This window comes from Microvirga sp. 3-52 (assembly GCF_018383585.1).
GTDB lineage: Bacteria > Pseudomonadota > Alphaproteobacteria > Rhizobiales > Beijerinckiaceae > Microvirga.
The window spans coordinates 155,759-180,787 of record NZ_JAHAMK010000006.1 but is presented as its reverse complement, the minus strand read 5'-3'; the positions used below and the strand labels follow the sequence as shown (position 1 = coordinate 180,787).

Below are 25,029 nucleotides of genomic sequence, written 5' to 3'. Positions count from 1 at the left end.
CAGTCTGGCACGGCGTCAGCCATGTTTCCTGAGATCAAAAGAAAAGGCGGCCAGAATTGTTCTGGCCGCCTTTTGGCGTTCGCGGTGGAAAGCCCTTACGCGGCTGCCTCCGCGGCCCGAACGGCTTCCTCCAGGCGTGCGGCCCGAGATTCTATGGCCAGCTCCACCAGAGCATCCGTCAGGATCGTGGCTGTCGGATCGGCCAGGGGCTCGTCCCGGAACAGGCGCAGGGTCGAGGCGACCAAGCGACCGCGCCCATAGGAGCGCTCGACGCCGAGGGCCACCGGCTTGTGGATCCAGCCGACCACGAGACCGGCGAAGACGCGCGCCTGGAAGTCGAGCAGGTTGCAGTTCGCGATCACGTAATCCGGCAGCACCCGGTCCATGGTCTCGTCGAGCAGGGGACCCGAGGGGAAGCGGGCGAAATGGCCTGAACGCCGCAACCAGCCGAACGACGACGCCCAGTCGCCGGACCAGAGCGTGCCGGCACGGGCCTGCACCTTCACCGCCTGCCAGTGCGGGAAGAACGGATAAAGCGTCATATCCTCTTCCGGCAGGAGCAGAAGCTTGGCGCCAGCGCGCACATGATCCGCAATGGCCTTGTTGTGCGTGCGGGAGACGATCAGGGTCGATTCCTCGAAAGCGCGGGCGAGGTTGTAGCCCAGGGCCCGGAAGCGCTCGCGGATGTCCTCATCCGGTGACCACATCAATTCGCGCGCATGAACGGGCCGTGTGCGCTTGGGATGAATGGCGATATCGTGGTGATTGTGCGCGACGACACGGCCGTCCGCAGTACGCAGATCGAAGCTGATGCGCCGTAGCGAGGGCTCGTCCATCTCGGGCAGGCGGACCTCGACGCGGCCGAGATCGAGCAGGTTCGGCGCCTCAAGACGCGGCAGGGACAGGGCCTGGCTTTCGCCGGAGATGGAGATCTCCAGCGTGCAGTCGTCCAGGACCGGCCCGGCTCCATGGGCAATCGCCAGGTCGAGGGTGGCGGTCTCGCCAGACCAATAGGACGCCCGCTCCCACTTGGGCACGATCACCGTGTCCGAATTGATGATGGGGAACAGTTCGTGGAACACACGCGGATTTCGGCGCATGTCGAGAAGGCCGTTGGATTCCCAGTGGCAATCGTGCAGCTCGGTGATCACGTAGCCGGCGAGATTCGGCTTCCGGCGCATGGACTCGATCTCATATTTCAAGGCGCGGAACTGCTGCCACTGGGCTGCAATGACGAAGCGGCGCAGATCGCCGAAGACCCGGTCAAGGCTCCAGTCCGAGAAGCGGTTCTCGACGCCGTGGGCATACATCACGCCCTCGCCCCAGTCGTGCCCGGTCTCGAACCACCAGGGCTCCTCGCCCTTGGCGTCGCGCAGGTCCTTCGGATAGGGCAGGCCCCAGTTGCCGAACTCGGAGCACATCAGCGGCTCGCGCCCGGTGATCACCGCGTCGCCATGAGGCGAGTAGAGCCAGGAAGCGCGGCTCGACAACTCGTCGACGAACTGGTCCCACTGGGTCCGATGGTCGGGATAGGCCGCGTAGAAATGATAATCCGCGATGTCGGATTCCACGTGGAAGCTCGGTGCGAGCGGCGAATTGTCGACCACGAGGCGCGTTGGATCGTAGGCCTTCAGCCAGGCGAAAGTGCGCTTGAGCCAATCGCGGTGATCGGCGTCGTTGACGAGATCGACACCCCAGTTCTCGTTGATGATCGTCCAGATGACGATCGAGGGATGGTTCCCGTCGCGGTCGACGATGCCCTTCAGCAGTTTTTCCTTGCGCCCGCGGGAGCGGTCGGTGGCCATGCCACCGTTGGGCAGCTCGGTCCATATGAGGATCCCCATCCGGTCGGCCACTTCGTAATAGCGCGGATCGGCCGCCTTGATGTGGCAGCGCAGGCAGTTGAGACCCAGCTCCTTGGCCTTGCGGAACTGATCCTCCAGAAATTCCACCGACGGAACGGTGCAGATCGTATCCGGGTAGTAATCCTGATCGAGAGCGGAGCGCAGATAGAGCGGCTCGCCGTTGAGATAGAACTTGCCGTTGCGCGTCTCGATGGAGCGGAAGCCGAAATGATCCGTGATCTCATCCTTCACCTCACCGTTGCGGATGAGTTCGAGGCGGATGCCATAGAGGTTGGGATGGTCCGGCGACCAGGCGCGTACGTCATCGAGGGTGAACTCGAACGGCATGGAGGTGACGCCCACCTGGGTCTCGTGCATCTCGTCGAGCACGACGTCGCCGGAAGGATCCGTGACCGCGATGCGGATCTGGGTCGCGTCCGTGAGCGGGCGTGCGAAGAACACGCCCGAGGTCACGCGCCCCGTCGTCAGATTGGGCACGAGGCGAACCCGGTTCATGTGATCGGAGATCCGGCGCTCGAGATAGACCGGCTGCCAGATGCCCGAGAGAGGGCCATACCAGCTCTGCTTGCCGAACGGGATTTCGGCGAAGGGCGAATCCGGGAACTCGGCCGGGTTGTCGGTGGGGCTGTCGACGCGGACCTTGATCTCGTTCGCACCCGGCTTGAGGTGAGAGGTCACATCGAACGAGAAGGGCAGGAACCCGCCCTCGTTGTGGCCCACCGCTTCTCCGTTGATGAAGACCTTCGTGTTGTGGAAGACCGCGCCGAAGCGGATCCAGATGCTGTCGTGCAGCCAAGATTCGTCGATCTCGACGGTCCTGCGATAGATGCCGATGCCGGCCCGCATGCGCAAATCTGAAAACTGGGCCTGCCACGGACTTGGCACCGTGATCTGGCGAACCTCCGCCGGGCCCGACAGACGGTCGTCGGCCACGTGCAAAAATTCCCAAGTCCCGTCCAGACTGATGCGATTGTCCTGCATGACATCTCCTTGAATCAGAGATTACCCAAGGGTTTCGAAAGCGGCGAAAACATGGCTGAAAGCGCGCGGTGCGGGAAGGCGTCCCACCTGCGACATCGCGTGCCCCCGAACTGCGCCCGAACCATTGGCCCCTCGTCTCTGACTATGATTGGTGACCCGTCTCGAACAACGGAGAAACGCTTCATTTGATCCCGGCGGCGGGACGGGCCGCGGGCCCTGTCCGGCCGGGAGGCAAGGCAGCCAGGAACCGGCTCTTTCATCTCGCGTTGCCCTGATGATACCGAGCCTTGCTGCTCGCCCGACAAACCGCATTCTTCAAAGAGGCTACAGATGGCTCAACAGATTCCCGACGATCGTGCCAGACAGGGAGCATCCGGACGCCCCGTTCTGGGCGTTTTGATCGGCTCGCTTCTGCTCCTTGCCGTTGCTGTTTCAGGTTACATGATCTGGGCGGGCTCGACATCCCCCGACGATCCGGCCACCGATGCGGCCCGCGCCAACGTGACGGGGTCCACGGCCGGCTCTTCCGATGCCAACCCCACCAACCGGATCACCCCGGCAAATCCGGCCTATCCTGCGCCTGGCGCTCAACCCTCGGCCAACGAAGCGCCGAAGCAATAGTCGATTTCCCTTACGGAAGCCGGGAGAGGGCGAGCACCCCTCCCGGCTTTTTTGTTGCGCTTCGTCCGTCGGGCGGCGACTTTTCGCCGTAATGATTCGCAAAGAACCGGCCCGCTGGCGCATCGTGCTGCACCTATGGAGACGGATTTCGCTGGCGCGGACCTCCGGTTTGCAGCGAACGATGCGCTGTTCGAGACGAGGGGCATCGGGTCGATCCGGCGCTCCAGGGAATGCGATAGGGTAGACTGAATGACGAGTATTGGCATGAAGCGGCTCCTTCGGGCTGCCGCGATGGCGTTGAGCCTTGCAGCGGGCGGCGCGTCCTATGCGCAACAGGCTCAGACCTCTCCCAATACCACCCAGCCTCAGGCTCAACCCCCGGCCTCGGCTCAGGCCGCGCCGGCTGCGGCAGCGCCGGCCACCTCGATTTCGGCCGAGACGAAGGCGGCTCGCGCCAAGCTCGACGGCTTCAAAGCCGATCTCGACCAGAAGGAAGCCGCCATCCAGGGCCGGACCATGTCCGACGCGGATCTGCAGAACATCCGCCTGCAGATCGAGCCGATCATCGCCGAGATCCGCACGGTCGTCGAGGAGCAGGCTCCGAAGCTCGAGGCCAGCAAGCAGCGCCTGACCCAGCTCGGGCCCAAGCCGGACAAAGGCCAGCCCGAGGAGAGCGCCGATGTCGCCCGGGATCGCGCCGAGCGCGAGGCCGCCGTGGCGGAGCTCGACGAGACCCAGCGGCTCGGACGTGCCCTGCTCGTTCAGGCCGAGCAGCTGAATACCCAGATCGGCGACCTGCGCCGGGCCGGCTTCGCCCGCGCCCTGTTCGAGCAGAGCGACGGCCTTTTCAGCCCCAGCCTGTGGATGAACGTGGTGCAGGCTGTCCCGCGGGAGCTGCGGGCATTGGGGATCGTCCTGGACGATGCCCTGGAACAGCTCCGGCGCAGCACCTCGCTCGGCATCCTGCTCCTTCTCGGATTGGCCGTCGGTGCGGCGATCGCCCTTTATGTGGGACGGCGCTCGATCGCCCCGCGACTCGTCAGGCGCAACCCGGCCATCACGGATCCTTCGCGCCGCAGCCGCCTCCTGGCGGCGTTGGGCGTCCTCATTCTGGGAGCGGCCCCGGCCATTGCCGGCAGCTGGATCGTCTGGGTCGCGTTCGACTCCTCCGATATCGTGCCGCCGCGACTCGAGCAGGTCGGCAGGGCCATTCTGAGCGGTCTGGCCTTCATTGCCTTCGTGCGCGCCCTGATCGATGCGATCCTGGCGCCGGATCATACCTCCTGGCGGCTGATCCCGGTTCGCGACGCCTCCGCCACCCGGATCATGAGCTTCTCCGTGACCTTGGCGACCGTCATGGTCGTGGGCAAGGTGATCGAGGCCTTCAACACCGCCATTGCCGCTGCCCTGCCTGTCACCGTCATCACCCGGGCGATCTTCGCCCTGGCGGCCGCTCTCGTCTTCGCCGAACTCCTGCGGCGTTTCGCAGCCCGCGAAAATCAGGATGAAGCCTGCCTCGGGCCCTACGTGGCACCAGATGTCGACATCGGCGGCCCCCTGCGCAGCTTTGGCTGGTTCCTCGTTGCCCTCGTGGTCGGCAGCGTGCTCGGCGGCTACGTGGCGCTGGCCTCCTTCGTGATCGATCAGGCGGTCTGGATCTCCATCGTGGTCGCGCTGCTGGTCCTGTGCGTCGCGCTCGCCGACGAGTTCATCGGCGGCTCCCTGCGCGGTCAGACCAGGCTTGCCACGACCCTGCAGGCCAATACGGGCCTGCGCCGCCGCTCCCTGGAGCAGATCGGCGTTCTGGGCAGCGGCGTTGCGCGGCTGGCTCTCATCATCGTCGGCATCCTGCTGGTGCTGGCTCCCTGGGGCATCGAGTCCACCGATGTGACGGGCTCCCTGCGGGCCGCGTTCTTCGGGTTCAACGTCGGCGACGTTACGATCTCCCTGTCGTCGATCCTTCTTGCCGCCCTGCTGTTCGGCGCGGGCTTCGCCGTCACGCGCATGATTCAGCGCTGGCTCAACAACACCTTCCTGCCGGCGACCGATCTCGATGCGGGCCTGCGCAATTCGATCAGCACGGCGGCGGGCTACGTCGGGATCATTACGGCGGGCGTGATCGCCTTCACCTATCTGGGCCTCAGCCTGGAGCGGGTGACCATCGTGGCCGGTGCGCTCTCGGTCGGTATCGGTTTCGGCCTGCAATCCATCGTCAACAATTTCATCTCCGGCCTGATCCTGCTCTGGGAGCGCCCGATCCGCGTCGGCGATCTGGTGGTCGTCGGCGACGGGGAAGGCTATGTGCGCCGGATCAATGTGCGCTCGACGGAGATCCAGGCCTTCGACCGCTCGATGATTATCGTGCCGAACTCGAACCTGATCTCCGGCATCGTGCGCAACCGCGTGCGCAACGATCGCGTGGGCCGCGTGCTCGTCTCGATCCCGGTTCCCCGGGCCTCCGATCCGGATCAGGTCGCAGAGATCATGCGCAAGGCAGCGCTCGCCCACCGGGAGGTGATGAGCGAGCCCGCGCCCCGGGTGCTGTTCAAGAAGGTGACGGAAAACACCATCGATTTCGATCTCATCAGCTTCGTCGACGATATCGATGCGGCCGGTCGTGTTTCGAGCGACATCTATTTCGAGATCTTCCGCGGCCTGCGGAAGGCGGGCATAGGCGTTCCCGCGCCGGCACCGGCTCCCGAACCGGACGAAGAGCCGCAGGGCAAGGCTCCAAAGGTCGAGGAGAAGGAGGACGAAACCTTAACCCTTCTCAAGGATAAGACGCCCGCATGAAGCGTCTCATCCCCTTGATCCTTCCCGCCGTCGCTCTTGCCGCCTGCCAGGCCGAGAAGCCCGTCCAGCGCAGCCAGACCCCGAGCTTCTACGTCTCCATGGCCAGGGCCGGTGCCGAGGTCGATGCCGCCATGGCACGCGACATGATCGGCGCCTATCGCGGCAACAACGGCCTGCGGCCCCTGACGCTCGATCCGGATCTGCAGGCTGCCGCTCAGGCGGAAGCCGATGCCATGGCAAGGGCCGACAAGCCGAGCTCCGCCGAGGCCTTCAAAGCCCGCCTGGCCTCGACCGGCTTTGCCGCACCGGCGGCAAATCTGTCCGCCGGCTACCATACCCTGGCCGAGGCTTTCTCCGGCTGGCGGGAGAGTGCGCAGCACAACCGGGTCCTGCTCGACACCAAGGCGACCCGCATCGGCATTGCCACGGCCTATGCGCCGAACTCCAAATACAAGGTCTATTGGGTCCTGGCCGTCGCAGCCGACAAGCGCTGATCGCAGGCGGCGACCCGGAAGGGAACCATTCCGGAACTTAACCTATGTAAACGCGCTTTAGCTTGAGGAGCTCCCAAGCCGAACGAGTGCGCGTTACGAACCTATGCCGGATTTCGATCCCAAACTGGGCAGACAGCTGCCCTCACCCCCTGCGGCGGGAAGCGAACAGGAAGTCGGTCCCGGTCAGGGCCAGACATTGGCCAAGGAGGCGGCCACCGCGGCCGCCCATCATCCGGAACCGCCGCATCCTCACGAAATGCCCCCAAGCATCCTGCGGGAGCTGTTCCTCCTCTTCCGCGACATGCTCAGGAACCGCAGGGGCTGGCCCATGCTGCGGCTGTCGGCGGCCATTCTCGTCATTCTCGTCGGCAACATGTTCGGCCAGGTGCGGCTCAATCAATGGAACGGCGCTTTCTTCGATGCGGTCGAGAAGCGCGACACCTCCGCCTTCTTCGACCAGCTCCTGGTTTTCCTGGTCATCGTCACCGTGCTCCTGGCTCTCGTGGTGGCGCAAACATGGCTGCAGGAGCGTCTCAAGATCCGCTTGCGGCAGCGCCTGACGCAGGTGCTGCTCGACATCTGGCTCAAGCCGAACCGGGCCTACCAGATGGGCTTCATGGGCGAGAACAGCGCCCAGCCGGATCAGCGCATGCAGGAGGATTGTCGCCTCTTTTCCGAGCTTTCCACGGAGCTCGGGGTCGGCATGCTCCAGGCCTTCCTCCTCCTCGTGAGCTTCATCGGCGTCCTTTGGGCGCTGTCGGGCCCCGTGAGCCTGTCCCTGGGCGGCCGTGAGATCACGATTTCCGGCTACATGGTCTGGGTCGCGGTCGGCTATGCCGGGATCGGTTCAGGGCTCACTTGGCTCGTCGGCCGCCCCATGATCCGCCTCAACACGCTCCGCTACGCCCGCGAGGCCGAGCTGCGCTTCGCGCTCGTGCGCGTGAACGAGAGCGCCGAGAGCGTCGCCCTCTACAACGGAGAGCCGGACGAGCGCCGCAACCTCGATGAATTCGTCGACGCGGTTCTCAAGGCCTCGCGGCGTCTGTCCGGCGGCCTCGCCCGGCTGACCTGGATCACCTCGGGCTATGGCTGGCTTGCCATCGTGGTGCCGATTCTCGCGGCCGCACCGGATTATTTCAGCGGCCGCCTGTCGTTCGGCGAGATGATGATGGTGGTCGGCGCCTTCAACCAGGTGCAGGCGGCCCTGCGGTATTTCGTTGACAACTTCCCGAAGATCGCCGATTGGCGCTCCGCCGTCCTGCGCGTCGCCACGTTCCGGCAGGCCGCCATCGATCTCGAAGAGGTCACGGCCGAGAGCCGCAAGATCGAGACCGGCCCCCATCCCAAGGGGTGGCTCAGCTTCGAGGGCGTCTCGATCGCGCTCAACGACGGCAGCATCCTCATCGAGGACGCGACGGCGGAGATCCGGCCCGGCGAGCGGGTGCTGATCATGGGCGAATCCGGCGCCGGCAAGAGCACGCTGTTTCGGGCCATTTCCGGCCTCTGGCCCTGGGGATCGGGCAGGATCCGCATCCCCAAGCCGGAAGAGATGATGTTCCTGCCGCAGCGGCCCTATCTTCCTTTGGGAACGCTGCGGGCCGCCATCAGCTATCCGGCCGCGCCCGAGACCTTCGACGATGCCCGGGTGCGGGAGGCTCTCGAACGTTGCGGCCTGGGCGAATTCGTCGAGATGCTCGACAGGCACGAGCGCTGGGACAAGAGCCTGTCTCTCGGCCAGCAGCAGCGGGTGGCCTTCGCCCGTGTGCTGCTGCACCGGCCAAAATGGGTATTCATGGACGAGGCGACCTCCGCGCTCGATGAGGAGAATCAGGCCTCCATGCTGGCGCTGTTCGAGAATGAGCTGAAGGGCGCCAGCGTCCTGTCGATCGGGCACCGGCCCGGCCTCGAGGAATTCCACACCCGCACGCTTCATATCCGCAAGACCAGGGAAGGAGCCATTCTCCTGGCCCGGTCCCGGTCGCTGCGGAACGGGCGCGCGCAATCGAAGCTCGGACCAAAATGGATCGGGCGCTTTCGCCGGAGCCTGAAGCCGGCCCGGGGCAGGGCAGGATGAGACACGTTCCGCAACGCCCTGGCTTCTCAAGCGGAGTGAAGTGCGCAACTCTTGATCGAAGGCGGAGTTCCCGCTGGGAAGTCCAACGTCCTCGCAGGTAGATCCCCATGCGGCTGATCAGGCTATATATCCGTGTTCTGGGCCAGCTCGGGTCCGATATGAGGGTCGGGGCATTGCTGGCCCTGGCCAACATCGCCCTCGCGATCTCGGCCTTCGCGGAGCCCATCCTGTTCGGGCGTATCATCGACGTGCTCACCCGCGCCCAGATGCCGGGATCTACTCCCGTGACGTTCGGCGTTCTCACGCCGCTCATTCTCGCCTGGGTGGCTTTCGGATTGTTCTCCATCGGTGCCGGCGCGCTCGTGGCGCTGCATGCGGACCGACTCGCGCATCGCCGCCGGCTGGCCGTGGTGGCGAACTACTTCGAGCATGTGCTCGAGCTGCCGCTCGCGTTCCACACCTCGACCCATTCGGGCCGCGTGCTGAAGGTGATGCTGGAGGGCTCGGGCGCCATGTCCTGGCTCTGGCTCGGCTTCTTCCGTGAGCATCTCTCGGCGATCATCGCGCTCGTCGTCCTCCTGCCCCTGACCGTTTTCCTGAACTGGCGCCTGGGCCTGCTCCTCGTCGGGCTCGTGGCGGTGTTTGCGTTTCTCACCGCCATCGTGCTGCGCAAGACCGAAACCCTGCAGGGGACAGTCGAGCGCTACCATTCGAGCCTTGCCGAGCACGCCTCCGACGCGCTCGGCAACGTGCCGGTGATCCAGTCTTTCACCCGGGTCGAGGCCGAGAGCCGGTCGCTGCGGACCATCATCCAGCAGCTGCTTCAGGCGCAGAATCCGGTTTTGTCCTGGTGGGCGCTGGCCTCCGTCGCCTCCCGGGCCTCGGCCACGATCACGGTCACGGCGGTCTTCCTCCTCGGCACCTGGCTGCATCTGAACGGGTTGGCCACCATCGGCGAGATCGTCATGTTCATGAGCATGGCCACCATGCTGATCGGACGGCTGGAGCAGGCGGTGAGCTTCATCAACCAGCTCTTCATGCAGGCGCCGAAGCTGCAGGAATTCTTCGAGATCCTGGACACCGCGCCCGTCGTTCGCGACCGCGCCAATGCCAGGAATGTGGAACGCTACCAGGGCGAGGTCGTCTTCGACAATGTGAGCTTCTCGTATGACGGGAAGCGCTCGGCCGTGCGGGATGTCTCCTTTGCCGTTCAGGCGGGGGAGAACGTGGCGCTGGTGGGTGCTACCGGCTCCGGAAAGTCCACCACCCTGGGGCTTCTGCACCGGGCCTTCGATCCGCAATCGGGCAGCATCCGCATCGATGGTCTCGACATCCGGGATGTCACGCTCTCGTCCCTGCGGCGCAACATCGGCGTGGTGTTCCAGGAGCCGATGCTGTTTGCCCGCACCATCCGCGAGAACCTGCAGGTCGGGCGGCCCGACGCGACCGACGCGGAGATGATCGAGGCCTTGGAGCGGGCGCAGGCCATCGAGTTCATCACGCGCCAGGCGGAAGGGCTCGACACCGTCATCGGCGAACGCGGGCGCTCCCTGTCCGGCGGCGAGCGCCAGCGCCTGTCGATCGCCCGCGCGTTGTTGAAGAACCCGCCGATCCTGATCCTCGACGAGGCGACAAGCGCGCTCGATGCCGCCACGGAGCAGAAGCTGCAGAGGGCCTTGGACGAAGTGATGAAGGGGCGCACGACCTTCGTCATCGCCCATCGTCTCGCCACCATCCGCAACGCCAACCGCATTCTCGTCTTCGATCAGGGACGCGTGATCGAGACCGGGACCTTCGAGGAGCTCGTGGCGAAGGGAGGCCGCTTCGCGGAGCTTGCGAAGGCCCAGTTCATGGCTGCCGAGGAGCCTCCGAAGCGCGTGAAGGTGTCGGCGCACGCATGATCCAGACCTTCGATCCTCGAACACCAGGCGTCCGCCATCGGGTCAACGGCGTGACGCTGCATGCCATCGAGGCCGGGCCGGAAGACGGGCCGCTCGTGATCCTGCTCCACGGCTTTCCCGAATTCTGGTGGGGCTGGCGTTATCAGATCGGACCGCTGGCGGAGGCCGGCTTTCGCGTGCTCGTGCCGGATCAGCGCGGCTACCATCTCAGCGACAAGCCCGAGGGCCGGCGCGCCTACGACCTCGACACGCTGGCGAAGGATGTGGTCGGACTGGCGGATGCGCTCGGGCGCAGGACGTTTGCCGTGGTCGGCCACGATTGGGGCGGGCTCGTCGCCTGGTGGACGGCCTCCCGCTATCCGGATCGCGTCGCGAAGCTTGTCGTTCTCAATGCGCCCCATCCGAGCGTGGCCGGGCCGTATATGCGCTCGCACCCGAGCCAGATGCTGAGAAGCCTCTATGTGGGCTTTTTCCAGGTCCCACGCCTGCCCGAGGCCATGCTCTCGGCCAAGGGTTATCGCAGCCTCAAGGACGCTCTCGTGCGATCAAGTCGCTCCGGCACGTTTTCGGACGAGGATATCGCCCGATACGAACAGGCCTGGTCGCAGCCCGGCGCGCTCACCGCCATGCTGAACTGGTATCGGGCGCTGCCGTTCAGGCCGGACATGGAGGACCCCACGGTGCGGTCTCCAGCCCTCGTGATCTGGGGAAGTCGCGATCGTTTCCTCGAGAAGGGACTGGCGGAGGCGAGTCTAGCCCTTTGTGCGACCGGGGACATTCGCTGGATCGAGAGCGCCACCCACTGGGTCCAGCATGAGGAGCCGGAAGCCGTCAACGCGGCGATGGTGGGGTTTTTGAAGTCCTGACCGATCAAACTCTGTCCTCATCCTGAGAGTCCGGCCGGTAATAGGCACAGGCACTTGCCAGTCGTCCGTGGACACAATTCATCACGTCATGGCCGGGCTTGTCCCGGCCATCTCGATTGTCTGAAGCGATGCGCTTTTCTCAATCGGGATCACCGGCACAAGGCCGGTGATGACGTCAGAAATGAATGTCGGTCGCACTTTAAAGCAGTGAGAATCACTCGGCTCTGGCCCGGACCGACGTGAGCGGCGTAATCCTCACCGCCATGATCCGGTTGCGCGATTTGCGCAGCACCTGGAAGCGGAAGCCGTGGAAGGTGAAGATCTGACCCGTATCGGGGATGGTCTGCGCCTCGTGGATGACGAGACCCGCGATGGTTGTCGCCTCCTCGTCCGGCAGGCGCCAGTCCATGGCGCGGTTGAGGTCGCGGATCGGCACGGAGCCGTCGACATTGACCGAACCGTTCGGTTGTGGCCGCACGCCCTGGACCGAGAGATCGTGCTCGTCCTTGATGTCGCCGACGATCTCCTCGAGGATGTCCTCAAGCGTCACCAGACCCATCACCTCGCCGTATTCGTCCACCACGAGCGCGAAGTGCGTCTTCTTGGCGAGGAAGGCTTTCAGCTGATCGCGCAGGGATGTGGTGTCCGGCACGAACCAGGTCTCAAGCGCGATCGCCTCGACCTTGAGCCTGCTCGCATCGCCGCCGACCGCATCGAGTGCCCGCAGCAGGTCCTTGGCGTGAAGAACGCCGACGATGTTCTCCTGGCTGTCGCGCCACAGCGGCATGCGGGTATAGGGGGAGGAGAGCACCTCGCGCACGATCTCTTCGGATGAGAGATCCGCGTTGATGGTGCGCATCTTGGTGCGGTGAACCATGACTTCCGAAACGGTCAGGTCCTCGAGATCGAGGAGGCCGCCGAGCATGTCGCGCTCCACCTTCGCGACGCCGCCCTCCTTGTGCAGCAAGGCCACCTGGCCGCGGATCTCCTCGCTGGCCGAGAGGATGGGCGTGTTCTCTCCAATGCGAATGCCGAAGGGCAGCAGCATGAGCCGCACGATCCGCTCGATGGCGATGGCAAGCGGTCCCAGCAGCGCCACGGCCCAGGACATGGGCCGGGAGAGGGCGAGCGACACGGTCTCGGGAGACGAGATCGCAAGGGTCTTCGGCAGAACCTCGGCGAAGACGATCACCAGGATTGACATGATGACGGTGGCGTAGATGGCGCCCCCGTCGCCGAAGATCGCGACGAGCACGCTGGTGGCGAAGGCCGAGACGCCGATATTGACGATGTTGTTGCCGATCAGCACCGTGCCGATGAAGCGTTCGCGGATCTCGAGCAGGCGGTTCACCAGCTTGGCGCGCCTGTCGCCGCTCCTCTCCAGAACAAGCATGCGGGAACGCGATGCGCCGGTGAAGGCCGTCTCGCCGGCCGAGAAGAAGGCCGAGAGCAGAAGGCAGAAGATGACGACCAGGGCCGCAAACCAGAGATCGCCGGAGGATTCTTCGATCATGACCGTGACGGGTTGAGTTCGCTGTCCAGGAAGATGCGGACCTTGTCGGCCTCGATGCCGGGAGCGATGAAGCTCTGCCCGATGCCCCGGGCCAGGATGAAGGTCAGGGCGCCGCCTTTCACCTTCTTGTCCTGGGCCATGGCGTCGAGAAGCTCATCGACCGTGCCGCAGCCACCGGGAACATGGGAGAGGCGCGTGGGAAGTCCAGCGGCCGACAGATGGGCTTCGACGCGCTGCGCATCCGCCGCCGGGCACAATCCGAGCGAGGCGGAGAAGCGGAAGGCGAGGGCCAGGCCGATGGCGACACCTTCCCCGTGGACGAGGCGCGTGGAATCGTAACGGGTGATCCGCTCGAGCGCATGGCCGAAGGTGTGGCCGAGATTGAGGAGCGCGCGGTCGCCGTTCTCGTGCTCGTCGCGCACCACCACGTCGGCCTTGGCCCGGCAGCTCTGCGCCACGGCCTCGTCGCGCTCGGGGCCCCCGACGAAGACGCCCTGCCAGTTCGCCTCGCACCAGGCAAAGAAACGCGCATCGTCGATGAGGCCGTACTTCGCCACCTCCGCGTATCCTGCGCGCATCTCGCGGATGGGCAGCGTGTCGAGAAGGGCCGTGTCGGCGAGGACCAGGCTCGGCTGATGGAAGGCGCCGACGAGATTCTTGCCATGGCGCGAATTGATGCCGGTCTTGCCGCCGACCGAGGAATCGACCTGGGAGAGCAGGGTCGTCGGCACCTGGACGAAGCGCACGCCCCGGCGCACCACGGCGGCCGCAAAGCCCGCGAGATCCCCGATCACGCCGCCGCCGAGCGCCACGACGAGATCCCCGCGCTCGATCCGGGCGGCCAGCACCGCATCGCAGACCTGTTCCAGGCTCGCATAGGATTTGGTGGCCTCGCCCGGAGGAAGCGTGACCAGAGAGGTGCGCAACCCCTGCGCTTCCAGGGAATTCGCAAGAGCCTCGGCGTATAGAGGGCCCACATGGGCGTCCGTGACGATGGCGGCCGCGCGGGCGCCAAGCGCCGCGATCCGCAATCCGGCCGTCTCGATCAGGCCGCGCCCGACCAGGATGTCATAGGCCCGGTCGCCGAGCGGAACCGGAACCGTGATGAAGGACCGGCTCTCCATCGGGGCAGCCAAGCGCGTCATGGCTCGGCGCTCCCTTGCTTTTCGCGGGCGAACCACTCCGTGAGAGCCTTGATGGCGTCGGCAACCACCCGGTCATGCGGCGCCTCGTGGGAATCGATGGTGATGTCCGCCGTGGCATAGACCGGATGGCGCAGCTCCATCAGGCGGCGCATGGTTCCTTCCGGATCGGGATTCTGCAGAAGAGGGCGGGTCGACCGCTTGCGGACACGGCGCATGAGAATGTCGAGATCGGCCTTGAGCCAGAGCGAGATGCCGTGCTCGGCGATGCGCCGGCGGGTCTCCTCGTTCATGAAGGCGCCGCCGCCGGTGGCGAGCACGATCGGTCCCTCCTGCAGGAGGCGGGCGATCACGCGGCGCTCGCCGTCGCGGAAATGGTCCTCGCCGTGGATGGCGAAGATCTCGGGGATCGTCATGCCGGCCGCGGCCTCGATCTCGTGATCGGCATCCCGGAACGGCAGCTTGAGCGTCTGCGCGAGCCTGCGGCCCACGGTGCTCTTTCCGGCGCCCATGAGCCCGACGAGCACGAGCGATCGCGTGCCGAGCTGGCGGCTGACGGGATGGCCGCGCTGGCTTGCCTGGTCTTGCCCGCCGACTTCATCGAGCGAATTGAAGCGGCTGATATTGTTCATGGTTCCATGTCGTAGAGCATCGGGCCCAAAAGTGGAATGCACTTTTGGGATGTATCCGATGCTCAATTGTCCAGGCCGACGCGGCGTTCGGGGCGGAACCGGAGGGCCGCGTCGGCGAAAACCGGGGCGACTTTTCATGGCGTGTGCCCTCGGTCCGCACCATGCGTCGGCACGGGCGCGGCGGCCTGTCACAAGGGCGTTATTCCCCTGTCCCGGCCAAACTTAACCGATGTGAGGGGCTTGCCTTCGAGGCCGTGGCATGGTTCTAGCGATTCAACGTTCCAAGAGGCTCCCGTGCCCACCCTGTTCCGGTTTCTCCTCGTCGTCGCCGTTCTCGCAGGCCTTGGCTTTGCCGCCATGTTCGCCCTGGCGACCTTCGTCAAGCCCGATCCGCGCGAGATCACGGTCCCAGTTCCCACCAGCCGGACGCCCTCGTCCTCATGAGCGGCGCGCGCCACGCAAGCCTCTTTCTCGACATGCTGGCCGCCGAGCGCGGCGCCTCCAAGAATACGCTCGATGCCTACCGACGCGACCTCGATGATTACCTCGCCTACCTGAAAGAGGCCGGCGGTCAGCCCGACAATGCGACCTCCGCCACCGTCCGGGGCTTCATGGCGAGCCTGGAGGAGAGGGGCCTGAAGGCTTCCTCGGCCGCCCGCAGGCTCTCGGCGGTGCGCCAGTTCCACAAGTTCCTCTACGTGGAAGGCTATGCCTCCGCCGACCCGACGGCGGCGGTCTCGGCGCCGAAACGGGGCAGGGTGCTGCCGAAGGTTCTCTCCGTCGGCGAGGTCGACCGCCTGCTGCAGGTGGCGTATGAGGGGATCCAGCACCCGGAAGCCGCCCCGGCCGAGCGCCTGCGCGCCGCGCGCATGGCCTGCCTGCTGGAGCTCCTCTACGCCACGGGCCTGCGCGTCTCGGAGCTGATCGCCCTGCCGCGCAGCGCCGCCAAGACCCGCGACCGCTTTCTCGTGGTGCGCGGCAAGGGCGCGAAGGAGCGGCTCGTTCCGCTCACCGATGCGGCGCGGGATGCGGCGCGCGCCTACCTGTCGCTGCTGGAAGAGCAGAAGAAAGCCGTCGGCCCCTGGCTGTTCCCGGCCGACAGTGAGAGCGGCCATCTGACCCGCCAGGCGTTTGCCCGCGACCTGAAGGCGGTGGCCGGCGCGGCGGGCCTGCGCGCCGACAGGATCAGCCCCCACGTGCTCCGCCACGCCTTTGCCAGCCACCTCCTCCAGAACGGCGCGGATCTGCGCATCGTTCAGGAGCTATTGGGCCATTCCGATATCTCGACCACGCAGATCTACACCCATGTTCTCGACGAGCGTTTGAAGAGCATGGTGCGCGACCTGCACCCGCTGGCGGAGACGGAGGGGTAATCGCGCGGTCACGTCATCACCGGCCTCGTGCCGGTGATCCACGTCTCTGATGCGTCGCGGTTCTTAAGACGTGGATGGCCTGGACTGATCCCCGGATCAAGTCCGGGGACGGTCATGACGTGGAGAGTGTCATCCCCTTCTGAGCCGATGGGTTCCCTTCCCCTGCGATGGCTTCGCCATCTCCGGCCGGGAATGACAGAAAGTGAATTACCGCCGCTTCAGCAGAAACACCCCCTGGTCGCCGAGCAGGTTCCACACCCACCAGGGCAGGGTCACGCGCATGGGATGGCCGCCGGCATTGAGGGCCACGGCCTTCTCCATCTGCGCACCGACCTCGCGGCACAGTTCCACGAAATCGCGGATGGTGCAGAAATGGATGTTGGGCGTGTCGTACCAGGAATAGGGCATGTTCTCGGTCACCGGCATCCGGCCCCGAAGGCCGAGGTCGATGCGCACGCGCCAATGGCCGAAATTGGGGAAGGACACGATGGCCCGGCGGCCGATGCGCAGGAGATGCTCCAGCACCACTCTGGGCTGTCGCGTCGCCTGGATCGTCTGCGAGAGGATCACGTAGTCGAAGGCATCGTCCGGGTAATCGGCGAGGTCCGTGTCCGCATCGCCCTGGATCACCGGCAGGCCCTTGGCCAGGCAGGCATTCACGCCCTCGCGGGAAATCTCGATGCCGCGCCCGTCGACGCCCTTGCCATCGCGCAGGATCGCCAGCAGGGAGCCGTCGCCGCAGCCGACATCGAGAACGCGGGAGCCCGGCTCGACCATGTCGGCCACGAGAAGGAAATCGAGGCGGTGGCCGGTCTCGAGGTCGGTGGCGGGAAGGGTGGCGAACGTCATGCGATTCCCCGCACCCGCGCGGCCGCGTCGATGAAGCCGGCTGCCGCCGCAAACATCTCAGGCTCTTCGAGCAGGAAGGCGTCGTGGCCCTTGTCGCTCTCCACCTCGACGAAGGCGACCGAGGCCGCGGCCGCATTCAGGGCGTGGACGATGGCCCGCGAATCGGAGGTGGGGAACAGCCAGTCGGAGGTGAACGAGATCACGCAGAAGCGCGTGGCCGATCCCTTGAAGGCCTTGGCGAGCGAGCCGCCAAGCTCCGCCGCGATGTCGAAGTAATCCATCGCCCGCGTGACATAGAGGTAGGAATTCGCGTCGAACCGCTCGACGAAGGAGATGCCCTGGTAGCGCAGGTAGCTCTCGATCTGGAAATCGGCATCGAAGGAGAAGGTCGGCGCGACCCGGTCCTGGAAATTGCGCCCGAACTTCCGGTGCAGGGCCATCTCGGAGAGATAGGTGATGTGGGCGCCCATCCGTGCCACCGCGAGGCCCTTGGAGGGACGCGTGCCCTCGGTCAGGTAGCGCCCGCCGCGCCACTCCGGATCGGCCATCACGGCCTGGCGGCCGACTTCGTGGAAGGCGATGTTCTGGGCGGAGTGCCGGGCGGCGGCGGCGATGGGAAGGGCGGAGAAGACCCGGTCGGGGTAGCTCACGGCCCATTGCAGCACCTGCATGCCGCCCATGGAGCCGCCGACGACGCAGAACAGGCTTTCGATGCCGAGCCGGTCGATGAGAGCGGCCTGCGCCCGCACCATGTCGCGAACGGTCACGACCGGGAAATCCAGCGCGTAGGGCTGGCCCGTCGCCGGATTGATCGAGGCGGGACCGGTGGTGCCCATGCAGCCGCCGATCACGTTGGCGCAGATCACGAAGAACCGGTTCGTGTCCACCGGCCGGCCGGGCCCGACCATGGTCAGCCACCATCCGGGCTTGCCCGTGACGGGATTGTCGTTCGCCACGTGCTGGTCGCCGGTGAGCGCATGGCAGATCAGGACCGCGTTGGACCTGTCCGCATTGAGCGTGCCGTAGGTCTGGTAGGCGATCTGCCAGGGAGCGAGCGCAACGCCCGCATCCATCATCAGGGGCTCGTCCGCGCCAAAGCGCATGACCAGGCTCGACGGGTCGTCGACCTGGCTTCGCGGTTCGGAGGACAGGGGGGCAAAGGACATGGTTTTAGCGGAAATGTTCGTTCTTTCGAACAATCGGTACTGCGCGGTGGCGGTCGCGTCAACGAGCATAACGCCTCCCCAGGTCCCCTGCTCCTTGTCCGAGACGGGAGGGGGAAGGAGCCCAAGTGTCACCTCGGGAAGGCGGAGCGAGTCGTCGCCGGTGCACGAAGGGCGGAAAAGGGGACTCGCTTTCATGTCCCAGGACGATGGATTTCCCATCCCGTCCGCTGAGCATCCTTCCAGCCATGACGCTGGCCCTGGTTACACGCTCCTCGGTCAACTACCTTGGCCACACGCTCCCCGTCATGGCGGGGCTTGACCCGGCCATCCCGACGCTGTGGAGCGCGGCGCTTTTCCTAATCGGGATCACCGAGACAAGCCCGGTGATGACGTCGGAGGGAGAAGCGGAAGGCCGCGGCTCATCCGGCGTTGCCCATCATCCACTCGCACCCCCGCTCCTGCCGTCATGGCCGGGCTTGACCCGGCCATCCCGATGCGGTGAGGCGCAGCGCTCGTCCGATCGGGATCACCCGCACGAGGCCGGCGATGACGGGGAGTGTGTGATCAGGTGAGATGTTATGTTCTCGCTTTGTTCTTGACAATCGTCCTAAGCTTGGCTATGGGTTGGAGGTCTGGTCTCACGAGGGACGCGCCCGAGGCGTCGGTCGAAGGAGACCGGATACGGTTCTGACAGGTCAGGGGAGTCGCACCCTCTGGCAGTCAGGGGCCTGAGTGGAGGATGCAGGGCAGACGACCTGTTCGGGCAGGCGCCTGTCTCTGGCCTTCCAAGCCTCGCCGGCACCGGCGCACCTGGGGCTGCGCGACAAGCCGCGCCGTAGCGCCCTCTGAGGGTTCGTCCCTGACGGGCTGGAGCGCGAGGCTCAGGGCCGAAAAGCCGTGCGCGGGAGGCGGGTTGGCTTCCCGTCCGGGCGGATCTCCCGTCCCGACTCCCTTCGCGCGCTCCGCTGGAGCGGCGAGGCACATCCACGTCCCGCGCTTCCCTCGACTTCCGAGACCAAGCCAGGACCGGCCGGAAGCCACTCGCTCCGAACGGGCGTGAACGCTCCCGCATGCGCGGACCTGCCCGCGAACCCGTTGCGCAATCGGTGATGACAAGCCGAGCCAAAACCGTCAAAGAAGGGCCCCCGACTTGAGAGGCTGGCTCATCAATCTCTCCCTCATCCTGAGGAGGCGCGGAGCGCCGTCTCGAAGGAGGATCCAGGGCTCTCGCGAGACGCCCCGATCCTTCGAGACGGACCTTGCGGTCCTCCTCAGGATGAGGGCTAGGTGTGTGCCAATGATGAGCCCGACCCGAGGATTTTAGCCCATGTCCGCCGAGAAGCCCGCTCCGTCCCTTGCCGATCTGCGCCAGGAGATCGACCGTATCGACGAGGCCATGCACCGGCTGCTCATGGAGCGCGGCACCATCATCGACCGGCTGATCGCTTCGAAGAAGGCCTCCCAGGCGGGCCTGAGCTCCGCGTTCCGCCCCGGACGCGAGGCCTCGATGATGAAGGCCCTGGCCGAGCGCCACGAGGGGCTGCTCCCGCTCGACACGGTGGAGAGCATCTGGAGGGTGATCATCGGCACCTTCACCTATGTCCAGTCCAATTATTCCGTTCATGCCGATGTCTCGGCGGGTGATGCGCCCATGCGCGACTCGGCCCGGTTCCATTTCGGCTTCACGGTGCCCTACATCACCCATCCGAGCGCGGCGGCGGTGATCGAGGCGGTCGCTTCCTCCCGCGGCGATCTCGGCATCTTCCGGCTCGACCAGGGGGCGACGAGCGGGGCCTGGTGGCGCACGCTGGCCGACAAGCGCCGCCCGAAGATCATCGCACGCCTGCCGTTCATCGAGCGGCCCGACCATCCGGCCGGCACCCCGGTCTTCGTCATGTCGAAGCCCCTGACCGATGCGGCCGTGCGCGACGTGGTGCTCTATGCCGCCCAGTTCGAGCGCTGGCACAGGGGTGCCAACGAGGCGTTGACGCAGCTCGGCGGAGAGGTGGTGGCGAGCGCGGCCGACACCAACGGCCTCTCCGAGCTCATCGCCGTGCCCGGCACGGTCGAGCCCACTCAGCTGCGCCAGGCCCTGACCAAGGCGGGCGCCAGCCTCGCCCAGCTGGTCGAGATCGGCAGCCATGCCGAACGTTTCCGCGTGAAATGAAATCCGACCTGCGCTAGAGCCTCTCTCATTGGTTGATTGCTAGGAAGTCAAGATGTCCGCTCGTCCCCAACCCCGTCCCGGCGTGATGCAGATCGACGCCTATGTGCCCGGCAAGAGCAAGGCCGCAGGGGTTGCCAAGGTCTACAAGCTCTCCTCGAACGAGACCCCGCTCGGCCCCTCGCCGAAGGCCGCCGAGGCGATCCGGACCTTCGATCATCTCGAGCTCTACCCGGACGGAGCGGCCACCCGGCTGCGCGAGGCGATCGCGGCCCGGTACGGGCTCGATCCCAACCGGATCATCTGCGGCGCGGGCTCGGACGAGTTGCTGGCTCTGATCACCCATGCCTATGTGGGTCCGGGCGACGAGGGCATCTTCACCGAGCATGGCTTCCTGGTCTACCGCATCGCCATCCTGGCCGCCGGCGGTACGCCCGTCGTGGCACCCGAGAAGGATCTCCGCACCGATGTGGACGCGATCCTCAGCCGCGTGACGGACAAGACCAGGATCGTCTTCCTCGCCAACCCCAACAACCCGACCGGCACCTATATCCCGTTCGACGAGGTGAAGCGCCTGCACGCGGGGCTGCCGCCCCATGTGGTGCTGGTGCTGGACGCGGCCTACGCGGAATATGTCCGCCGCAACGACTACGAGTCGGGCCTCGAACTCGTCGCCACCTCCGAGAACGTGGTGATGACCCGCACCTTCTCGAAGATCTACGGCCTCGCCAATCTGCGTCTCGGCTGGATGGTAGCGCCCCCCCATATCACCGACGCGGTCAATCGCATTCGGGGCCCGTTCAATGTCAGCGGCCCGGCCATGGCGGCCGGCATCGCGGCAATCCAGGACGAGGCCCATATCGCCAAGGCGGTCGAGCACAACGAGACATGGCTCGCCTGGCTCACCCGCGAGATCGGGGCCCTGGGCCTGAAGGTCACGCCGAGCGTCGGCAACTTCCTGCTGATCCATTTCCCGCAAGTGCCCGGCAAAACGGCCAAGGACGCGGATGCCTTCCTTTCCGGCCGCGGCCTGATCCTGCGCCGGATCGATGCTTACGGCCTGCCCGACGCCCTGCGCCTGACCGTGGGCGACGAGGAGGCGAACGGTCTCGTGGTGGCGGCGTTGCGTGATTTCATGGGTGAGAAAAATGCCTGAGCGTCTCGGTCCTCCCCGTGAGACGCCGCTCTTCGAGCGCGTCGCCCTCATCGGTCTCGGCCTGATCGGCTCGTCGATCGCCCGCGCTAGCCGGCATCTCAATCTCGCGTGCACCGTCGTGGCCGTCGATGCGAGCGAGGCGGTGGTCCAACGGGTGCGGGAACTCGGGATTGTCGACGAGGCCACCACCGACGCGGCTGCGGGCGTGCGGGATGCGGATCTCGTGATCCTATGCGTGCCGGTCGGGGTCTGCGGAGCCGTGGCCGAGGCCATGAGGCCGGGTCTGAAGCCCGGCTGCATCGTGTCGGACGTGGGCTCGGTGAAGGCCTCCGTCGTGGGTCAGGTGCAGCCGCATCTGCCCGAAGGCGTGGCCTTCGTCCCGGCCCATCCGGTGGCGGGCACGGAGCATTCGGGGCCGGATGCCGGCTTTGCGATCCTCTTCCACAATCGCTGGTGCATTCTCACGCCGCCGGAGGGCACGGACGAGACGGCCGTCGAGCGCGTGCGCGCCTTCTGGGAGGCCATGGGCTCCAACGTGGAGGTGATGAGCGCGCACCATCATGACCTGGTGCTTGCCATCACCAGCCATGTGCCGCACCTGATCGCCTACAACATCGTCGGAACGGCGGCGGATCTGGAGACCGTCACGCAGGGCGAAGTGATCAAGTTCTCCGCCGGCGGCTTCCGCGATTTCACCCGCATCGCGGCGTCCGACCCGACCATGTGGCGCGACGTCTTCCTGCACAACCGGGAAGCCGTGCTGGAGATGCTGGGTCGCCTCAACGAGGACATCGCGCTTCTGGCCCGTGCCATCCGCTGGGGCGAGGGTGACAAGCTCTTCGATCTCTTCACCCGCACCCGGGCCATCCGGCGCGGCATCATCTCGTCGGGCCAGGAAACCCCCGAGCCGGATTTCGGCCGCCGGAGGGACGACAAGGCTTAGTTGGAACCCTTGTCATCCCCGGCGGTCCGCAGGACCGGGAAGGGGATCCACGATCAGGCGCTAAATTGATGAGTTCCCTTCCCCTCCGCTGACGCTCCGGACGGGAATGACATCCGCCCTCGTCATGGCCGGGCCTGTCCCGGCCATCCCGATTGCTTGAATCGCCGCGCTTTACCGACGCGAGATCACCGGCACAAGGCCGGTCATGACGAGGCGGGAGGGCATCAATAGAGCGGCTGCAGCCTCACGTTCGGGATCACGAAGGGGCCCATGGCGAGAAAGCCGTTCTCGAGGCGCAGCGGCGGCAGGAACGCGAGCTGAGGCTTCGCATTGGGCTGAGCCGCATTGGAGCGTGGTCCCTGTCCCAGCAGCATCCCTAAAAGGTTGCCGCCGACACGCCCGCCGGTCAGGTTGCCCAGAAGGCCGTCGAGGCCTGCGGCCGCGATCGTGAGCTGCCCTGCGGGCCGGTGCTGATCGTCGATGCGCAGCTCGCCCTTGGTCTCGATCTGGCGGGGGCCCTTGGCGGCCGAGAGCATGAGGATCTCGAGCTTGCCGTTCGCCTTGCGCCACAGCTCCAGCTCCTCGGCGATGGTGCCGCCCTTGAAGCCGTCGGCCTGGGTCACGGTGACATCCATGTTCAGGTTGGTGGGCTCCGCGCCGCCGACCAGGGCATCGAGGATGGGAATCCGCGCCTCCGTCACCGAGGCCGCCACGTCGCCCGCGAGTTCGGCCCGCCTCGAAGGGTTCGGCCGCACATGAAGCTCCAGGTGCTTGCCCGATCCGAAAATCTCGCCGCCGCCAAGGCCGGTGATCGTGACCTTGGGCGCATCGGCGGCCAGCGACAGGCGCTGCAGCCCGCTCTGCGAGACATGGATGCTGGCCTGCAGGAGATCCCAGCCGCCATCGACGGTCACGGTCCCGTCCGTGACGCGCAAGGGGCCGGCCACCTCCGTGATGATGCGGCGGGGCTGATAGACCTGAGCGACCGCCTCGGTGCGCCCGAAGGAGGCGGACACCGCTCCTCGCTTCAGGTCGAGGGTGTTGCAGATCACCTCGATGCGGAACGGATAGCCGACGATGGTGCGGTCGCCGCATGTCCATTGCCGTCCGCTTCTCGCCTCCGCGGCGATCCAGCCGTCGAGCGCCTCCGTCGTGCGGCTGCGGATCACGAACCAGGCGATGCTCCAGGCGATGGCGAGGAGGAGCAGCAGAACGAAGGGCGTGTAGAGCCAGAAACGACTGCGGCGAACATTCCCCGTCGGGGCGGCCTGATCCATGCGCGATCTCCTGTTGTGCTGGTGCTTTCTAACTGCTTAGCGCCTCGTGCGGAAAAGGGGGACCCCACTTTTCCGCGAGACGATGGGCTCATCGAAAGACAAGTATCGAATTCAGTCCCAAAAGTGGTTCCCAGTTTTGGGTTCGATGCTATAGGCCCGATGCGGGCAAGGTTCGGGCGGGGGCGGCATGAGGGACCTGACGGAGGATTTATGGGTTTTCGGCTACGGCTCGCTCATGTGGCGACCGGGCTTTCCCTTTGTCGAACGGGTCCACGCCCATCTCTACGGCTATCACCGGTCCTTGTGCGTCTTCTCCCACGTTCATCGCGGAACGCCGGAGCATCCGGGCCTGGTCCTGGGGCTCGACCGGGGCGGGCGCTGCCACGGGGTGGCCTTCCGGGTTGCGCCCGAGGAAGCCGAGGCCACAATCCAGTATCTGCGCGAGCGCGAGCAGATCACATCGGTCTATCTGGAAAGGCATCTGCCCGTGCGACTGGCCGATGCGCGCCGGATCCGCGCGCTCGCCTATGTGGTCGATCGCAACCATGGGCAATATGCGGGCAGGCTGTCCTATAAAGAGGTCCTGAGGCTGGTGCGCCAGGGGCAGGGCATCTCCGGGCGCAATCCCGATTACGTGCGTTCGACCTACGAGCATCTCATCGGCATGCACGTGGTCGATCCCCTGCTGCATCGGGTCGTCGACGCGCTCGATCAGGAATCCTGAGTTTCGTTCTCGCGTAGGTCCTCGAAGATCGCCCGGCGGTCGTCTTCTGTTGCGGCAAGGCGATGGATGTGGAGTTCGGTGGCGCCCAGGCCCTGAACCTTGGCGAGCCAGCGCATCCGGGTCTGCTCGCTCGGATCGGATGCCGCCATGGCGGCATCGACAACGATGCCGTTGCCGGTCCGGTCCCGCTTCACGGCAAGAATGACCGCGTCGGTGACCTCGAGAAGCTCGGTCTCGTTCAGCGGATGCACGCCGACGATGTAGCGGCGTCCCGAACGGCCGCGCCAGGAACTCAAGGTCGAAGAGGAGCGAAGCCCAGCGGTCGCCCGTAGCCTTTCCTCACGCACGCCAGCCCTCCGCATTCGGTCGTTGCGGAGATCCCGCATGGCCGCATTCCAGGATATGGTTCGTTTGTTCGCCATATGTTCTTATATGTAGGAATCGCCGGGTGAGTCGTCAAGGCAGTTGAAAGCTTGGCTGGACTTGGGTTTGAGA

The 25,029-nt window shown here is 65.8% G+C and carries 21 protein-coding genes; 13 read left to right on the top strand and 8 right to left on the bottom strand.

Going from position 1 to position 25,029, the window contains the following annotated elements; genetic code table 11:
- Positions 1-95: 95 nt before the first annotated feature.
- Positions 96-2,846 (bottom strand): glycoside hydrolase family 2 protein, encoded by a 2,751-nt coding sequence (locus KHP60_RS07415; RefSeq protein ID WP_213563206.1) that lies wholly within the window; start codon positions 2,844-2,846, stop codon positions 96-98.
- A gap of 330 nt (positions 2,847-3,176) precedes the next feature.
- Here KHP60_RS07415 and KHP60_RS07410 point away from each other — a divergent pair, with 330 nt between their 5' ends.
- The 6 genes from KHP60_RS07410 (at position 3,177) to KHP60_RS07385 (ending at position 11,595) form a co-directional block, all read left to right on the top strand.
- Positions 3,177-3,467, top strand: coding sequence for a hypothetical protein (locus KHP60_RS07410; protein WP_213563204.1), 291 nt, complete (start codon positions 3,177-3,179; stop codon positions 3,465-3,467).
- 264 nt (positions 3,468-3,731) lie between these two features.
- The gene (locus KHP60_RS07405) at positions 3,732-6,260 is read left to right on the top strand and encodes a DUF3772 domain-containing protein (protein WP_213563202.1); all 2,529 of its coding nucleotides are present in this window, start codon (positions 3,732-3,734) and stop codon (positions 6,258-6,260) included.
- Complete coding sequence (locus KHP60_RS07400; RefSeq protein ID WP_213563200.1) at positions 6,257-6,754, top strand: CAP domain-containing protein; 498 nt, start codon at positions 6,257-6,259, stop codon at positions 6,752-6,754. The genes KHP60_RS07405 and KHP60_RS07400 overlap by 4 nt, the downstream gene beginning before the upstream one ends.
- Positions 6,755-7,010: 256 nt before the next feature.
- Entirely contained in the window at positions 7,011-8,828 is a 1,818-nt protein-coding gene (locus KHP60_RS07395) for an ABC transporter ATP-binding protein/permease (protein WP_213563199.1), read from the top strand.
- 107 nt (positions 8,829-8,935) lie between these two features.
- The gene (locus tag KHP60_RS07390) at positions 8,936-10,729 is read left to right on the top strand and encodes a glucan ABC transporter ATP-binding protein/ permease (protein ID WP_213563197.1); all 1,794 of its coding nucleotides are present in this window, start codon (positions 8,936-8,938) and stop codon (positions 10,727-10,729) included.
- On the top strand, positions 10,726-11,595 hold the full coding sequence (locus KHP60_RS07385; protein WP_213563190.1) for an alpha/beta fold hydrolase: 870 nt from the start codon (positions 10,726-10,728) through the stop codon (positions 11,593-11,595). Before KHP60_RS07390 ends, KHP60_RS07385 begins: the two co-directional genes overlap by 4 nt.
- A gap of 214 nt (positions 11,596-11,809) precedes the next feature.
- Here the strand turns inward: KHP60_RS07385 and KHP60_RS07380 are convergent, their stop codons facing one another.
- The 3 genes from KHP60_RS07380 to KHP60_RS07370 are packed head-to-tail and all read right to left on the bottom strand — an operon-like array spanning position 11,810 to position 14,882.
- Entirely contained in the window at positions 11,810-13,108 is a 1,299-nt protein-coding gene (locus KHP60_RS07380; protein WP_213563188.1) for an HlyC/CorC family transporter, read from the bottom strand.
- The gene (gene aroB, locus KHP60_RS07375) at positions 13,105-14,253 is read right to left on the bottom strand and encodes a 3-dehydroquinate synthase (RefSeq protein WP_213563187.1); all 1,149 of its coding nucleotides are present in this window, start codon (positions 14,251-14,253) and stop codon (positions 13,105-13,107) included. Before aroB ends, KHP60_RS07380 begins: the two co-directional genes overlap by 4 nt.
- Positions 14,250-14,882 (bottom strand): shikimate kinase, encoded by a 633-nt coding sequence (locus tag KHP60_RS07370; protein WP_213563185.1) that lies wholly within the window; start codon positions 14,880-14,882, stop codon positions 14,250-14,252. Before KHP60_RS07370 ends, aroB begins: the two co-directional genes overlap by 4 nt.
- Before the next feature lie 294 nt (positions 14,883-15,176).
- On the opposite strand from KHP60_RS07370, the gene KHP60_RS07365 reads away from it, so the two are divergent.
- Both KHP60_RS07365 and xerD read left to right on the top strand, forming a co-directional pair.
- Positions 15,177-15,326 (top strand): histidine kinase, encoded by a 150-nt coding sequence (locus KHP60_RS07365; protein ID WP_213563183.1) that lies wholly within the window; start codon positions 15,177-15,179, stop codon positions 15,324-15,326.
- Positions 15,323-16,255: a site-specific tyrosine recombinase XerD gene (gene xerD / locus KHP60_RS07360; protein ID WP_213563181.1), complete on the top strand. Its 933-nt coding sequence runs from the start codon at positions 15,323-15,325 to the stop codon at positions 16,253-16,255. Before KHP60_RS07365 ends, xerD begins: the two co-directional genes overlap by 4 nt.
- A gap of 207 nt (positions 16,256-16,462) precedes the next feature.
- Here xerD and metW read toward each other — a convergent pair whose 3' ends face one another.
- Together metW and KHP60_RS07350 are read right to left on the bottom strand one after the other, a co-directional pair.
- Positions 16,463-17,104, bottom strand: a complete 642-nt coding sequence (gene metW / locus KHP60_RS07355) for a methionine biosynthesis protein MetW (protein ID WP_213563179.1) — start codon at positions 17,102-17,104, stop codon at positions 16,463-16,465.
- Complete coding sequence (locus KHP60_RS07350; RefSeq protein WP_213563351.1) at positions 17,101-18,270, bottom strand: homoserine O-acetyltransferase; 1,170 nt, start codon at positions 18,268-18,270, stop codon at positions 17,101-17,103. Before KHP60_RS07350 ends, metW begins: the two co-directional genes overlap by 4 nt.
- A gap of 245 nt (positions 18,271-18,515) precedes the next feature.
- Between KHP60_RS07350 and KHP60_RS07345 the strand changes: the two genes are divergently transcribed.
- The 4 genes from KHP60_RS07345 to KHP60_RS07330 all read left to right on the top strand — a co-directional run bounded on the left by KHP60_RS07345 (position 18,516) and on the right by KHP60_RS07330 (position 22,533).
- On the top strand, positions 18,516-18,842 hold the full coding sequence (locus KHP60_RS07345; protein ID WP_213563178.1) for a hypothetical protein: 327 nt from the start codon (positions 18,516-18,518) through the stop codon (positions 18,840-18,842).
- Positions 18,843-19,597: 755 nt separating this feature from the next.
- The gene (locus KHP60_RS07340) at positions 19,598-20,437 is read left to right on the top strand and encodes a chorismate mutase (RefSeq protein ID WP_213563176.1); all 840 of its coding nucleotides are present in this window, start codon (positions 19,598-19,600) and stop codon (positions 20,435-20,437) included.
- Positions 20,438-20,489: 52 nt separating this feature from the next.
- Positions 20,490-21,590, top strand: a complete 1,101-nt coding sequence (gene hisC / locus KHP60_RS07335; RefSeq protein ID WP_213563167.1) for a histidinol-phosphate transaminase — start codon at positions 20,490-20,492, stop codon at positions 21,588-21,590.
- Positions 21,583-22,533 carry a prephenate/arogenate dehydrogenase family protein gene (locus KHP60_RS07330; protein ID WP_213563165.1) on the top strand — a complete coding sequence of 317 codons (951 nt, stop codon included), beginning with the start codon at positions 21,583-21,585 and terminating at the stop codon, positions 22,531-22,533. Before hisC ends, KHP60_RS07330 begins: the two co-directional genes overlap by 8 nt.
- A gap of 224 nt (positions 22,534-22,757) precedes the next feature.
- Here the strand turns inward: KHP60_RS07330 and KHP60_RS07325 are convergent, their stop codons facing one another.
- Complete coding sequence (locus KHP60_RS07325; RefSeq protein ID WP_213563164.1) at positions 22,758-23,810, bottom strand: DUF2125 domain-containing protein; 1,053 nt, start codon at positions 23,808-23,810, stop codon at positions 22,758-22,760.
- Between the two features lie 187 nt (positions 23,811-23,997).
- On the opposite strand from KHP60_RS07325, the gene KHP60_RS07320 reads away from it, so the two are divergent.
- Complete coding sequence (locus KHP60_RS07320; protein ID WP_213563162.1) at positions 23,998-24,534, top strand: gamma-glutamylcyclotransferase; 537 nt, start codon at positions 23,998-24,000, stop codon at positions 24,532-24,534.
- Here the strand turns inward: KHP60_RS07320 and KHP60_RS07315 are convergent.
- Positions 24,522-24,881 carry a hypothetical protein gene (locus KHP60_RS07315; RefSeq protein WP_311924685.1) on the bottom strand — a complete coding sequence of 120 codons (360 nt, stop codon included), beginning with the start codon at positions 24,879-24,881 and terminating at the stop codon, positions 24,522-24,524. The genes KHP60_RS07320 and KHP60_RS07315 overlap by 13 nt on opposite strands.
- Positions 24,882-25,029: the final 148 nt, after the last annotated feature.

Excerpts from the sequence above, each read along its gene's own strand:
- KHP60_RS07400 (WP_213563200.1), top strand. The coding sequence starts at position 6,257 with ATGAAGCGTCTCATCCCCTTGATCCTTCCCGCCGTCGCTCTTGCCGCC.
- KHP60_RS07415 (WP_213563206.1), bottom strand. The coding sequence starts at position 2,846 with ATGCAGGACAATCGCATCAGTCTGGACGGGACTTGGGAATTTTTGCAC.
- KHP60_RS07330 (WP_213563165.1), top strand. The coding sequence starts at position 21,583 with ATGCCTGAGCGTCTCGGTCCTCCCCGTGAGACGCCGCTCTTCGAGCGC.
- KHP60_RS07410 (WP_213563204.1), top strand. The coding sequence starts at position 3,177 with ATGGCTCAACAGATTCCCGACGATCGTGCCAGACAGGGAGCATCCGGA.
- KHP60_RS07350 (WP_213563351.1), bottom strand. The coding sequence starts at position 18,270 with ATGTCCTTTGCCCCCCTGTCCTCCGAACCGCGAAGCCAGGTCGACGAC.
- KHP60_RS07390 (WP_213563197.1), top strand. The coding sequence starts at position 8,936 with ATGCGGCTGATCAGGCTATATATCCGTGTTCTGGGCCAGCTCGGGTCC.
- KHP60_RS07370 (WP_213563185.1), bottom strand. The coding sequence starts at position 14,882 with ATGAACAATATCAGCCGCTTCAATTCGCTCGATGAAGTCGGCGGGCAA.
- KHP60_RS07320 (WP_213563162.1), top strand. The coding sequence starts at position 23,998 with ATGAGGGACCTGACGGAGGATTTATGGGTTTTCGGCTACGGCTCGCTC.
- KHP60_RS07405 (WP_213563202.1), top strand. The coding sequence starts at position 3,732 with ATGAAGCGGCTCCTTCGGGCTGCCGCGATGGCGTTGAGCCTTGCAGCG.
- metW (WP_213563179.1), bottom strand. The coding sequence starts at position 17,104 with ATGACGTTCGCCACCCTTCCCGCCACCGACCTCGAGACCGGCCACCGC.
- KHP60_RS07380 (WP_213563188.1), bottom strand. The coding sequence starts at position 13,108 with ATGATCGAAGAATCCTCCGGCGATCTCTGGTTTGCGGCCCTGGTCGTC.
- KHP60_RS07325 (WP_213563164.1), bottom strand. The coding sequence starts at position 23,810 with ATGGATCAGGCCGCCCCGACGGGGAATGTTCGCCGCAGTCGTTTCTGG.
- KHP60_RS07340 (WP_213563176.1), top strand. The coding sequence starts at position 19,598 with ATGTCCGCCGAGAAGCCCGCTCCGTCCCTTGCCGATCTGCGCCAGGAG.
- aroB (WP_213563187.1), bottom strand. The coding sequence starts at position 14,253 with ATGACGCGCTTGGCTGCCCCGATGGAGAGCCGGTCCTTCATCACGGTT.
- xerD (WP_213563181.1), top strand. The coding sequence starts at position 15,323 with ATGAGCGGCGCGCGCCACGCAAGCCTCTTTCTCGACATGCTGGCCGCC.
- KHP60_RS07345 (WP_213563178.1), top strand. The coding sequence starts at position 18,516 with ATGACGCTGGCCCTGGTTACACGCTCCTCGGTCAACTACCTTGGCCAC.
- hisC (WP_213563167.1), top strand. The coding sequence starts at position 20,490 with ATGTCCGCTCGTCCCCAACCCCGTCCCGGCGTGATGCAGATCGACGCC.
- KHP60_RS07395 (WP_213563199.1), top strand. The coding sequence starts at position 7,011 with ATGCCCCCAAGCATCCTGCGGGAGCTGTTCCTCCTCTTCCGCGACATG.
- KHP60_RS07385 (WP_213563190.1), top strand. The coding sequence starts at position 10,726 with ATGATCCAGACCTTCGATCCTCGAACACCAGGCGTCCGCCATCGGGTC.